The sequence below is a fragment of the Flavitalea sp. genome, assembly GCF_035489435.1.
Lineage (GTDB): Bacteria > Bacteroidota > Bacteroidia > Chitinophagales > Chitinophagaceae > DATHKG01.
The window spans coordinates 1-13,713 of record NZ_DATHKG010000169.1 but is presented as its reverse complement, the minus strand read 5'-3'; the positions used below and the strand labels follow the sequence as shown (position 1 = coordinate 13,713).

Below are 13,713 nucleotides of genomic sequence, written 5' to 3'. Positions count from 1 at the left end.
CCGCTGAAAGGCAAAAGGCTCAAAGGCAAAACGGCAAAAGGCAGGCGGCTAACGGGCAAACGGCTAAAATGGAGCTTTCAAACTGAATGCAGAATTAAACAGGAGAATAAAATAAAAAGCATCAATCAGATAAAATGGATTTATTAAGATTTATAACTGCGGGTAGTGTTGATGATGGCAAAAGTACCTTGATCGGGAGATTGCTTTATGATAGCAAATCTATCCTGATTGATCAGCTTGAAGCAATAGGTAAACAAACCAGGAACCGGCAGGATGGCGAGATTGATCTTGCACTGCTTACGGACGGATTGAGAGCAGAGCGCGAACAGGGAATCACTATTGATGTAGCCTATAAATATTTTTCTACTCCAAAAAGGAAGTTTATTATAGCTGATGCACCTGGTCATATCCAATACACGCGTAACATGGTTACCGGTGCTTCTAATTCTGATCTCGCTATCATACTTGTTGATGCCCGCAACGGGGTGGTTGAGCAAACCCGCCGGCATTCCATAATTGCTTCATTGCTTAATATTCCACATGTTGTTGTTGCCATTAACAAGATGGACCTTGTTGAATATTCTGAGGATGTTTATAACAATATAACAATCGATTATGCAAAGGTGGCGAAATCACTTGGTCTGAAAGACATTACCTATATCCCTATCAGTGCATTGAATGGTGACAATATTGTCGATCGTTCGACCAAGATGGATTGGTATGAAGGTGAATCACTGTTACACTTACTCGAGAATGTGAAACTGGAAGATGATATAGATCTTGTGCATCCGCGTTTCCCTGTTCAATATGTTATCAGACCGCAGGTTGAACATCTGCATGATTACCGGGGTTATGCCGGGAAAATCGTTAGCGGTATTTATCGCAAAGGTGATGTAGTCAGCATTGAGCCTTCCGGTCTTACTTCAAAAATAAAGGCTATAGAAGTAGGTGGTATCGAAGTAGAAGAAGCCTTCGCTCCTCAAAGCGTAATTATCCATCTTGAAGACGATATTGATATAAGTCGGGGTGATGTTATTGTTGGAGTGGGCTCAAATCCTGAAGTTTCACAGGACCTTGATGTGTTTCTTTGCTGGATGGATAATAAACCATTGATACCCGGAAATAAATATTTATTGCAGATAAACAGCCGTGTTGTGAGAGCAGTTGTAAAGGAAATTAATTACAAGCTTGATGTGAATACACTTGAAAAGAATATTGAAATCAGCCAGGCTGGATTAAATGAGGTAGTAAGTGCTAAGATAAGAACTGCGTCCCCGGTGGCATTTGATTCATATAAGAATCTTCGTGTTCATGGTGGAGCCATCTTAATCGATGAAACAAGTAACGTAACAGTGGGAGCCTGTATGATTAATTAAAAGGGCTATCCTGGAATTTCATTGAATATGTTCAACATGAAATTGAATATTTTCAACATAAACTGACTCAGACTTTACACATTACTTAATACGGAAACCTTGACTATGGCGACGACAAACTTTATTGAAAAACTGTTTACTCAAAAGCAAAAGGCTTTTTTAGCTTTTCCTGATAAGGAACTTTCGGAAAAGTTTATAAATGATCTTTTTGCATTTTTGTTTTTACCGGGTAATCATCGTTTACAACAACAGGATCTGGAAAGAGAGTTTGAATCGTTGAAGAGCCATCTGTCCAGTCTTATTTACGAAATGGTAAAAGACGGAGATAAGATTCAATCGATAACTGATCAGTTTTTTCAGCAGCTTCCTGCTACTTACGAAGCTTTGTTGCTGGATGCGGGTGCTATCAAAACCTATGATCCCGCTGCTGATTCGCTGGAAGAAGTGATCATGGCCTATCCGGGGTTTTATGCAATTACTGTTTACAGGTTGTCAAACATTCTCTGGAAACTTGGGCTTAAGATATTGCCAAGATTTTTTACCGAGTATGCACATAGCCGCACTGGAGTGGACATTCATCCCGGTGCAACTATCGGGCAATCGTTTTTTATAGATCATGGCACAGGTATAGTTATTGGCGAAACAACTCAGATTGGTAACAATGTAAAAATATACCAGGGTGTAACACTAGGTGCCCTTAGTGGTTCTAACCAGACAGCTGGTAAAAAAAGACATCCGAGCATTGAAGATGATGTTATCATTTATTCCGGTGCTACCATTCTTGGTGGTGAAACAGTTGTCGGTAAAAACAGCATAATAGCCGGTAATGTATGGCTCACTTATAGTGTGCCTGAATCTTCTGTTGTATTCCACAGGAGCGATATTGCAGAAAGGGACCAATTCTCTTTTGATGAACCGATCGATAGTTTTATTTGATATGATGAACCGATCGATAGTTTTATCTGAAATTATAAACAGCATTCATGAATGATCGTCAACTAAAAAAGGGGAAAGTGATACTGGCAGGGGCTGGTCCTGGTGACCCTGAATTGCTTACGCTGAAAGCTGCAAGATATCTGCAGCTTGCAGAAGTAATTCTTACTGACCGTCTCGTGAGTCCGGAAATCCTCCTCACTCATGCGAACCCGAATGCAGAGATCATTTATGTAGGAAAACAATGCGGCCGTGGCACTTCTACCAGGCAGGAAAGTATTAATTCCATGCTTGTTGAATATGCGGGCCAGGGCAAACTCGTTGTGCGTTTGAAAGGTGGAGATGTTTCGTTTTTCTCAAACATTCTTGATGAGCTGCAGGAGCTTATTATCAATGAAATCGAATATGAAATTATTCCTGGCGTTACTGCGGCCTCCGGGGCAGCTGCTTATGCGGGTATTCCACTTACTGCACGTGAATATTCAACTGCCGTAAGATTTCTGACATATTATAAGTCGGATATTCTTTCCGAAGACTATTGGAAGGACCTTGCTAATACAAATGATACCATAGTGTTTTATATGTCGGGTGAGGCTGCTCCTGCTATTGTGCAAAAGCTCCGCTCGCATAATATAGACCCAGGGAAAAAGATAGCGCTTATTGCACAGGCTACTACACCGATGCAACAGGTTTATATCTCCGGACTGTACGAGGTTGATGAAAAGCTATACCAGAAATTTATTTCACCATCGCTGATCATCATCGGGAAAGTGGTTAATCTGCATGCATCTTTTGCATGGTTCCCGGATAATGAACAACCAGGACATTATTTCAACCCGATTGCTAAGCTCGCAACGGTATTAACTGATAACAAGGATAAAGCAAAAAGATATGCTGGCAGGGCCTAAATTACAAACCTTATTACAGCTGGTTAAACTGGCCAGCAAAGAAGAGCTGATCTGGATCAACGGATATATATCCGGTTTGATTTCACAGGACGATTCTGCTGTTACCGGAACTGGTGGCTCTGCAACTCCTGTTGCAGCACCAAAAGGTAAATTCACCATAGCTTATGGAACCGAAACCGGCAATTCAAAAAGGCTTGCTGTGGATTTTGCCGGCAAAGCAAAAAAAGCCGGTATAAATGCAAAGCTGGTGAGCCTTGATCAGTATCGTTTGAATGATCTTCCAAAAGAAGAGTTTTTCCTGGCAGTGATCAGTACACAGGGTGAAGGAGAACCACCTGCAGCCGCAAAGAAATTTTATGATCATATTCATCAGAATGGATTCAAGCTGGATAAAATGAAATACGCTGTGCTTGCGTTGGGTGACACTTCTTACCCATTGTATTGCAAAGCAGGTGAAGATGTTGATACCCAATTGGACAGGCTGGGTGGTGAACGCATCATTGATCTCCAGCGCTGTGATGTTGACTATGAAGAAGAAGCAGATACATGGTTTCATAATGTTCTTAATAAACTCGGCGATCCGGATTCCAATGCTGTTCAACCGGGTGCCGCTCAAATCAGGGTACCCGCTTCAACAAAAAAATCAACCGGCAGGAAGGTTTATAACGGTACTATCCTTACCAATATAAATCTGAATGACAGGGATTCTGCGAAGGAAACTTATCATATTGAAATAGCCGCCGAGGACCTCGATTACAAACCGGGTGATTCTATTGGCATTTTGCCTTACAATCATTTGCCTGTTGCAGAAGCTATCGTTTCCCTTACCGGCGTCGATCGCGAAAAATCAATCGAACACCGCACCGGCAAACACAGTGTCTTCAACCTGCTTCAGAAAAAGTTAAATATTGCTTATCTGCCTGAACGGGTAGTTAAACAGTACTCTGGCATAGTAAAACAGGAAATCCCTGAAACAAAAATTGGCTTGCTTGATCTCCTGAAAATTTATCCGGTTCAGGACAGCCAGCAGTTTGAAGAAGTTATCAGCATTCTTGAACCGATCACTCCAAGATTATATTCAATTTCATCATCACCCGAAGCTCATAGTGGTGAAGTTCATATCACCGTTGCTAAAGATTTCTTCACCATCAATGAAGAAACAAAATATGGTTTGTGCTCTGATCATTTATCGTTGTTGCCGATAGATTGTGAAGTGGAATTTTATGTTCACAAAAACAGTGAATTCAGATTGCCTTCTGAAGAAAAAGATGTGATCATGATCGGGCCTGGAACGGGTATCGCTCCATTCAGATCTTTCCTGGCTGAACGCGACTCAATCGGGGCCAGTGGCCGCAATTGGTTATTCTTTGGGGAACAACATTTCGCTTCAGATTTTCTTTACCAGACTGAAATGCAAAATTGGGTGGAGACGGGAGTACTCACAAGATTAAATGTTGCTTTTTCAAGAGACCAGCAACAAAAAATATATGTACAACATAAAATGCTGAAACACGGTGCTGAATTTTTCTCCTGGCTTGAATCAGGTGCTTACGTGTATATATGTGGTAAAAAAGAGCCGATGAGTGCTGATGTTGAACTTGCTGTTTTGCAAATCATCATGCAGCATGGCAATCGGACTGAAGATCAGGCCATTCATTATTTCGAAAAGTTAAAAGAACAGGGACGATTCCTGAAAGACACCTATTAATAGAGTTATGAGTTATGAATTATGAGTTATGAAAGAGTTGTTCAATGATATAGTTATGAGTGTAGAACTATAAACAACTGCCACTCACCACTAGCTCATCCTGGCTCATGTCTAATTCATCACTCTCATAACTCATCACTAACTCATCACTAACTCATCACTAACTCATCACTCATAACTCATCACTCATAATTCTATTGAAATGTCTGATAATAAAGAATCCTCTAATATCGAGTCTTCGGTTGAAAAAATAAAGAAAGCAAGTGATGGTCTTAGAGGAACCATCGAAAAAAGCCTGGAAAACGAAATAACTGGTGCCATTGCAGAAGATGACACAGCTGTGGTGAAGTTTCATGGTATGTATCAACAGGATGATCGTGACCGCCGCGAGGAGCGGGCTGCGAAGAAACTCGATCGTTTGTATTCATTTATGATACGCCTGCGTCTTCCCGGTGGGTTTATGACATCGGATCAGTGGATTGCCACCCATGATATTGCAGGCGAAAACAGTACTGGGGTGATAAAGATCACAACGCGCCAGACTTTGCAGCTGCATGGTGTTATTAAAGCGAATGTTCGTCCCACAATACAGGCTTTCAGTAAGGCAAAGCTCGATTCGATTGCCACATGCGGTGATATTAACCGGAACGTTGTCTGCACTTCACATCCGCGGGAGTCGCCCATCCATAAAGAGGTGTTTGATTATGCAGACAAGATCAGTACGATGTTGATGCCAAAAACCCGCGCTTATTATGAAGTGTGGCTGGACGATGAAAAGATAGCCGATAAAAAAGACGAAGAGGATCCATTATACCTGGACAAGTACCTGCCGAGGAAATTCAAAATAGGTCTTGCTATCCCTCCCAATAATGATGTCGATGTACTTGCCAACGATCTTGGCCTTATTGCCATTATTGAGAACAATGAACTTAAAGGGTTCAATATAGCAGTGGGAGGTGGCCTCTCAACCACCCATGGTAACCCGGATACCTATGCGCGTTTGGGTACGGTAATTGGTTTCACCGATACAGAAGAGAAAACCCTTAAAGCTGTTTACGAAGTGTTGACGGTGCAACGCGATTTTGGAAACCGTAGCGACCGTAAACTGGCGAGGTTAAAATATACAGTGGATAAGCTTGGTGTTGACAGGTTCCGCGAAGAGCTCGAAAAAAGGATCGGGTTTAAACTGGGTGAGCCTGCTTCATACAGCTTCACGCATCGCAAGGATTTGTATGGCTGGCAGAAAAATCATGAAGGTTTGTGGTATTATACGCTGCTGGTTGAAAACGGCAGGGTATTAGATGATGAGAAATCTTCGACCAAAACCGCAATGCTTATGATTGCAAAAACCGGTAAGGCCAGCTTTCGATTCACTTCTAACCAAAACCTGATTGTAAGCGATGTAAAAGAGGAAGATAAGGCGGCGGTTGAAGAGATCCTTGCAACCTATGGAGTGATTAAACTCACGGAAGAAAGTTCTAATGTGCGTAAAAATTCAATAGCCTGTGTGGCATTGCCAACCTGCCCGCTCGCTTTGGCTGAAGGTCAACGGTACTTGCCATCATTGATTTCTAAAATAGAACCGATCCTGGAAAAGTATGAGCTTGGCCAGGAAGACATCATCATCCGTATGACCGGCTGCCCTAATGGTTGTGCCCGACCCTATAATGCCGAAGTCGGGTTTGTAGGTACGGCTCCCGGCAGGTATAATCTCCACCTTGGTGGGGACAACCAGGGATTACGTCTGAATAAGATTTATAAGGAAAGCCTTGATGAATCAGCAATATTAACCGAGCTTGATTATTTATTCGGGATCTTTCATGAAGAGAAAATGGCCGATGAATCTTTTGGTGATTTTTCAAGGCGTAAGTCATGGGTTAAATAACCAGGACCTTAGCCATGGGTTTAAAGCCGGGACCTTAAGTCCTGGGTTTAATAACAAGGACAGTGGCCATGGGTATAATAACAAGGATAGTTAATTCCCTAAAAAATAATGGAGCAGGTATTCACTATATTATATGAAGATTCAACACCTGCCCGTAAAAAGATAAGCTTTTATAATGCGCTTGCAGCGAATGCCGGGTTGCCTGTACAATGGCTGCAGAAATCTGCATTTACTAACGGTTATGTACAGTTGCAAGCAGGTGACGCTGATGCAATACTTATATCAGGACGCGAAGATTTTAACGAATTGAGAGAAAAACATCTCACCGTGCTGATTTCAAAACAGCACGAAAGGAGATTGGTCGCATTGTTTAGTCCTTCCATTGAACCTGTTTATTTCGGTAAACAGTATACACCAACATACCCTTTAACAATTGCGGCAGATTTCGAATGGCAGGCACAGATGGTCGCGAATTTTTTATCAGCAGCTTTACCCCTGCGTACTATACCCTATACGTTCATGGCGATAGGGGATGATCACGGTTTTGATGACCGTTTGACTGCCTTGTTTGATGGCCGGATTGACATTGCAATCCTGCCACTTGCCGATCTCAACGAGGCCGGCAATGCCACCACAAGGAAGCTGAAACATATGGTTCTGCCATTGTTTGAATGTCCCCCCAACATTTACCAGGCTACTACCGGATTAATTTTAAAAAACGGAAAATCTCTTTTAGCAGATGCAGTTCAGCATTCAGGCGATGTTCAATCAATTGAAAATTATTTGGCAGAAGCTTTATTGCTGATCCAAAAAGTTCCTGCGCTGATTCAAAATGTCCCCGCATCATATGAAGTTTTCAGGGCATCATATGGAGTTTTCAGGATGAATTTGCCTTTAGCTCCGTTTACCTATCTGGCCGGTCCTGACCAGCAGCGGACAAACGAAATATGGAAGATGGATGCAGCTTTGCCTGTGGGCAAAAAGATATTGTCCACTACAAACTACATGAAGGATTTCTTTCGCTACAATTATCTCAATGATGAGAAGGTTCCTGCTAAGCCGGTCTGTTTTATCGCCAGTCATAAATCAATACACAATGAAAGACTTGTTATCCATTTAGCTGGTCGCCGGGTTTGGGCAGCAGGTACTAAAACCTGGTTTGAACTGGCCAAAAAAGGTGTATGGGTGGAAGGTAGTGCCGACGGACTTGGGCTGGAGACATTGACAAAAGCCTGGACGGGAGTTTTTACCGGGATTGACAAGGATTCTGTGAATATATTAACCAATTCCGACAGCGCAAACCAATGGTTGATCGATGGATGGTCTGCAACAGGTACTTATGAACTGATTCCATCCATGCCACCGGAAATCTTAAAAAGAATGGAAGCAGCTGAAGTGGTGTTCTGGACAAGTTATCAGCAATATCAAGCCTGCCGTGAATTTGTGAATCCAGGAGTTTTACATGCTTCACCGGCTGGAAAAACAGCCTGGTTGTTAAAAAAGAATGGTATAGAAAACCTGGTTGTATTTCCATCAATCAAAGCCTTCAACTGGTATCTGGAGCGGGTTTATACAAAATTACCAGATCGGGAAAGTCGCATATAACCAACCATTAACAATGGTAACAACTTAAGCATGAACTTATCATTAACAATGGTAATAACCTGGGAAATCACTTATCATTAATAATGGCGATAACTTAGATAAGAACTTATCATTAACAATGGGATTAACAATGGTATTAATCCATGTGATAACTTATCATTAACAATGGTAAATAAAATATAAACAATAGTCTACCAATAAAGTAGGGAATACCTTACTTTTGCTGCGGTTCCGGTAAACCCGGTCGGTATTAAAGCCCGGTTGGTATTAAAAAGAAAGAGCAATTGTTATGCAGAACAAAACTGAAACATTAGAGAAGGCCTTGGGGCACGAAAAGAACCCCCTTTTCCCGGTGTTTCTTAAACTGGAACAATTAAATGTTCTGCTGGTCGGCGGCGGTAAAGTCGGCCTTGAAAAATTACATGCCCTCCTGGCTAATGCACCTGCAACAAAAATCCGCCTGGTCGCAATACATATTTCTTCCGAAGTTCGTGCGGTTGCAGGCTCACATGAAGGCCTTAGCCTATTTGAAAAACCCTTTGAGACTTCAGATCTTGAGGGAGCTGACCTTGTCGTTGTGGCAATAAATGATAAACAGGTCAGTGGCCATATCCGGAATCTTGCTAAAGAACAAAAATTGCTGGTAAACGTTGCGGATACACCGGATCTCTGTGATTTTTACCTCGGTTCCATCGTTCAGAAAGGAAACCTGAAAATAGCGATCTCGACCAATGGTAAATCACCCACTGCAGCCAAACGAATCAAAGAAGTTTTACAACAGGCTCTTCCCGATCAGCTGGATGCCGTAATTGATAATTTGCATGCCATTCGGAATAAACTCAATGGTAATTTTGAATATAAGGTTAAAAAACTCAATGAGCTAACCCAGGGTTTGGTTGATAAAGATATTGCAGATAAATCTAATCGTTGGCGTAAAATTGCTACTTATTCCCTGCTTGGATTTGCCCTGATGCTTATCGGACATTTTATTTTCTCTTACCTGCCTCTGCAAACGATGGCGGATGATGCCACTAATTATTACAAGACCTTAGACAAAAACTTTCACTGGATGGTATTGGCAGGTTTTCTTGCCCAGCTGGTGGATGGTGCCCTGGGAATGGGCTATGGTGTCACTTCTGCGACGATCCTGTTATCAGCCGGAGTTAATCTCGCATCCATAAGCGGAAGTATACATACTGCCGAGATGTTTGCAAGCGGTGCTTCAGGATACAGCCATTATAAATTTGGGAACGTAAATAAAAAGCTATTCAAAGCACTAATCATACCTGGTGTTGTAGGAGCTGTTCTTGGCGCAATACTGCTTAGTAAGTTTGGATCAACACATGCACAATATCTCAGGCCTGTCATGGCAGTATATACTTTGTTTTTAGGGATCCGAATACTGGTTAACGCATTCCGTGCTCAGAAAGCCCAGAAAAAATTTAAGCGCCATGGCTTGCTGGCTGGAGTAGGTGGGTTTCTCGATTCATTCGGCGGAGGTGGTTGGGGTCCGATTGTTACAACGACACTAATCACCAAGGGGCGCAGCCCAAGGTTTGTGATAGGTACAGTAAGCATTACAGAGTTTTTTGTAACGCTTGCGAGTGCGTTTACGTTTTTTACATTGCTTGGTGTATCACACTGGCAGGTAATTGTTGCTTTGATTATTGGCGGACTGCTGGCCGCTCCACTCGCTGCAAAACTTACCGGTAAACTTCCAAGAAAAACATCCTTTATCCTGGTTGGAGTACTGGTAATTATCTGGAGCCTTAAAATTATCTGGAGCTTATTCTAAACAACTTTTCATCCCGATAAAATCCGGTTCACTAATCGAAAACCAGGGGTTTCACCCCGGGCTATGCGAAATCAACCCCTATCGGGGTTGTAAAATCAATTAAAATAGCATCCAATTGTCGATATTTCACTCTCACAACCCAACACTCGCCAATTGCCACTCCACTCATAACTCACCACTCACTCATAATTCATCACTCATCATTCATAACTTTCTTTAATCAACTTTTAATCGGCAGCCAGGTCTTTAGCACAGCGCCTATCTTGTCGGCTTCTACCATAAATCCATCGTGCCCATAAGCTGAATCAATCTCAACCATTACCGACCCGGGTATGTGTTGATCCAGGAAGATCTGTTCATGCATTGGACAAAGAATATCGCTGGTGATACCAACTATAAGTGTACGCTGGCTGATGCCTCGTAAAACATTTACCAGGTCCCCGCCACGGTCACGGGCAAGATGATGTGTATCCATCGCTTTTGTGAGTAACCAATAAGTATATGCATGAAAGCGGTTTGCCAGCTTCTCTCCCTGGTATTCAATATATGATGCAGCACGGTAATTATCCAGTTTATCATGATCCGAATCTGATTGTTTCGCAACCATAATTCCGTAATTGCGATAGGTAAGCATACCTATGGCCCGGGCGGCCTTCATTCCTTTATGACCTGCTTTTGGTTTATGTTCTTTCCAAGAAACGTCTGCTTCGATAGCCAGCCGCTGGGCTGCATGAATGGCTATTCCCCAGGCGCTTTCGGCAGGAGATGTTGCCAGTAGAAATAGATTTTCAATCCTGGCCTTTTCCATGACGCACCATTCAAGAGCCTGGTAACCACCCATACTTCCACCCATCAACAGGTGAATCTTTTCAATACCAAGATGTTCCCGAAGAAGAATATGAGCCCTTACCATATCCCGTATAGTTATCAGCGGAAAATCATCATACCAGGGCAGATCATTTGCAGGATTTATGCTTGCTGGCCCGGTGGTACCATAACACGAACCCAGAATATTGGCGCAAATGATATAATAATTAGCCGGTTTGATGATTCCGTGAGCCCCGATAACTCCTGGCCACCATTCAGATGCGTTCGAATTTGCAGTCAGAGCATGGCAAACCCAAACGGTATTGCTACCGTCGGTGTTTGGGTGGCCATATGCATGATATGCTATCGTAAGACCTGGCAGTGTTTCCCCACACTCCAGCTTGAAAGGCTGGTGATAATGAAAGTATTGCGTCGACAAATGCTAAAAATTTTTCAAATGCAAAGTAAACGCCTGCATGAATTACATTTGTAAAAATTTTTGAGATGATAAAAATCGACATTGAGCGGGTAAATGGTGATTATGGTTTTGAGGCCCGGGACAGTAATGGTCACATTGTGCGAATGGATACCAGCCCGGAAACAGGTGGGCAAAATTTTGGGAACAGGCCAATGCAATTGTTGCTGATTGGGCTTGGAGGCTGCAGCGGTATTGACATTATATCTATACTACGTAAACAAAGGCAGGATGTGCAGGGTTTCAGTGCTCAAATTGAAGGCGACCGCCAGGCGGGTGTGGAACCATCATTGTGGCAACATGTAAACCTTGTTTTCAATCTTACTGGCACCATTGATCCTGAAAAGGCAAAACGCGCCTGTGAACTTTCCATGAATAAATACTGCTCTGTGGCTGAAACACTTCGACTTGCAGGATGCGAGCTGAAATGGGAAGTGCGTATCAACCATGGAGTTGAGAAAAAAGGTCAGTAAATACCAGCTCGGTAATTACTGGCCCGGTAAATACAAGGTCTTTAAATATAACGTAGGCAAATACAATTCTATGTAAATACAACCTCGGTAAATACAAGATCGTTAAATATAACCCAGGCAAATACAACTTAGGCAAATACAACTTAGGCAAATACAACCTCGGTAAATACTACCTCGGTAATTAATGGAAAATCAGCTCAGTAAATAAATCAGTGAATTGAAATAAATAACCTGCAGCCCAGGCGCCCAGGTTAAACATCGAGACCAGAATAGATGCCCCAGGTTAATCATCGAAACCATAATAAAAGATGCCGTCCGGATTATCGTAACTGTGGCTATTATATCGTAACTGTGGCTATTATTATGCGTTCGGGCTTATTAATGTTCAGTCCTATTAAAATTTTTGAGATAAATGAAGCAGCACCCAATCACAACAGCAATAAGAACCCAGACAGAGAGAACCAATGAAATGGAACATTCGAGCCCTTTGTTCCTTACCAGTAGTTTTGTGTTCGACAATGCAGAAGAGATGCGGGCAGCTTTTGCTGATGAAACCGATGATAATATCTACAGCCGGTTTAGTAATCCGAGTGTTAAAGAATTTGTGGACCGTGTTTGTGCTCTTGAAGGTGCAGAAGCGGGTCACGCCACAGCATCAGGCATGAGCGCGGTATTTGCCACTTTTATGGCGTTCCTGAAGCAGGGCGATCACCTGTTATCATGCAATGCGATCTTCGGCAGCACGCATACAATTATTACAAAATACCTATCCCGTTACGGTATTGAATATACATACATTCCCACTTCAGCAACTGCCCAAGAATGGCAGTCTGCGGTAAGGCCGAATACAAAGATGATCTATCTCGAAACCCCGACAAACCCGGGTCTCGATATTGTAGATCTTGAATTGGTTGGCAAAATAGCAAAGGAACATAACCTGATTTTCAACGTTGACAACTGCTTTGCAACTCCCGTTTGCCAGCGCCCCATCGACTATGGCGCCGATATCGTGTTGCATTCCGCTACAAAATGGATGGACGGACAGGGCAGGGTATTGGGAGGTGTAGTTGTTGGAAGAAAAGACCTCATAAAAGAATTATATCTTTTCTGCCGTAGTACTGGTCCGGCCATGTCGCCCTTCAATGCATGGGTATTAAGCAAAAGCCTGGAAACCCTGGATGTACGTATGGAACGTCATGCATCGAATGCACTTAAACTAGCCCTGGCGCTCGAAAAAAATGAAAAAATAAGCTGGCTCAAATATCCCCATCTGCCCTCTCATCCACAATATGAAATTGCAAAAAAACAAATGAGCACCGGCGGCGCAATTGTTTGTTTTGAATTGAAGGGTGGCCTGGAGGCTGGAAGAAACTTCCTTAACAGCCTGGAAATGTTATCGCTAACTGCCAATCTCGGAGATACCCGGACTATTGCATCACATCCTGCAAGTACAACTCATGCAAAGCTGAGCGAAGAAGAAAGACTTGCAGTAAATATAACGCCCGGGCTTATCCGAATCTCGGTAGGACTGGAGTATGTTGATGACATTGTTAATGATATTCAACAAGCTTTAGATGAGTGATGAGTGATGAGTGATGAGTGATGAGTGTGAGTGGTGAGTCTTCGATCGGTTTCATCGATATCACCTTATTAATAACTTTGTGAAAAAGCCACATGCAGTGATACCATTTACCCCAATGGACCTTTTGAGTTCACTGGTGAGTCTGGTACTGTATGGCCCTTTTCAT

At 42.6% G+C, this 13,713-nt stretch carries 10 protein-coding genes; 9 read left to right on the top strand and 1 reads right to left on the bottom strand.

The window, feature by feature from the left end; translation table 11 throughout:
• Positions 1-134: 134 nt before the first annotated feature.
• From VK664_RS26930 to VK664_RS26900, 7 genes are all read left to right on the top strand, one after another.
• On the top strand, positions 135-1,376 hold the full coding sequence (locus VK664_RS26930) for a sulfate adenylyltransferase subunit 1 (RefSeq protein WP_461401830.1): 1,242 nt from the start codon (positions 135-137) through the stop codon (positions 1,374-1,376).
• Positions 1,377-1,481: 105 nt separating this feature from the next.
• The gene (locus VK664_RS26925; RefSeq protein WP_461401829.1) at positions 1,482-2,312 is read left to right on the top strand and encodes a serine O-acetyltransferase; all 831 of its coding nucleotides are present in this window, start codon (positions 1,482-1,484) and stop codon (positions 2,310-2,312) included.
• Between the two features lie 47 nt (positions 2,313-2,359).
• Positions 2,360-3,217 (top strand): uroporphyrinogen-III C-methyltransferase, encoded by an 858-nt coding sequence (gene cobA / locus VK664_RS26920; RefSeq protein ID WP_461401828.1) that lies wholly within the window; start codon positions 2,360-2,362, stop codon positions 3,215-3,217.
• Positions 3,201-4,925 carry a diflavin oxidoreductase gene (locus VK664_RS26915; protein WP_461401827.1) on the top strand — a complete coding sequence of 575 codons (1,725 nt, stop codon included), beginning with the start codon at positions 3,201-3,203 and terminating at the stop codon, positions 4,923-4,925. Before cobA ends, VK664_RS26915 begins: the two co-directional genes overlap by 17 nt.
• Positions 4,926-5,127: 202 nt before the next feature.
• A complete protein-coding gene (locus tag VK664_RS26910; RefSeq protein ID WP_461401826.1) occupies positions 5,128-6,810 on the top strand; it encodes an NADPH-dependent assimilatory sulfite reductase hemoprotein subunit in 1,683 nt (560 codons plus the stop codon).
• A 108-nt stretch (positions 6,811-6,918) separates the two neighbouring features.
• Complete coding sequence (locus VK664_RS26905) at positions 6,919-8,415, top strand: hypothetical protein (RefSeq protein ID WP_461401825.1); 1,497 nt, start codon at positions 6,919-6,921, stop codon at positions 8,413-8,415.
• Positions 8,416-8,704: 289 nt separating this feature from the next.
• Complete coding sequence (locus tag VK664_RS26900; RefSeq protein ID WP_461401824.1) at positions 8,705-10,210, top strand: TSUP family transporter; 1,506 nt, start codon at positions 8,705-8,707, stop codon at positions 10,208-10,210.
• A 220-nt stretch (positions 10,211-10,430) separates the two neighbouring features.
• On the opposite strand, the gene VK664_RS26895 is transcribed toward VK664_RS26900, so the two are convergent.
• Positions 10,431-11,456 (bottom strand): homoserine O-acetyltransferase family protein, encoded by a 1,026-nt coding sequence (locus VK664_RS26895; protein ID WP_461401823.1) that lies wholly within the window; start codon positions 11,454-11,456, stop codon positions 10,431-10,433.
• 65 nt (positions 11,457-11,521) lie between these two features.
• On the opposite strand from VK664_RS26895, the gene VK664_RS26890 reads away from it, so the two are divergent.
• Together VK664_RS26890 and VK664_RS26885 are read left to right on the top strand one after the other, a co-directional pair.
• The gene (locus VK664_RS26890; RefSeq protein ID WP_461401822.1) at positions 11,522-11,965 is read left to right on the top strand and encodes an OsmC family protein; all 444 of its coding nucleotides are present in this window, start codon (positions 11,522-11,524) and stop codon (positions 11,963-11,965) included.
• A gap of 412 nt (positions 11,966-12,377) precedes the next feature.
• Positions 12,378-13,547 carry an O-succinylhomoserine sulfhydrylase gene (locus VK664_RS26885; RefSeq protein ID WP_461401821.1) on the top strand — a complete coding sequence of 390 codons (1,170 nt, stop codon included), beginning with the start codon at positions 12,378-12,380 and terminating at the stop codon, positions 13,545-13,547.
• Positions 13,548-13,713: the final 166 nt, after the last annotated feature.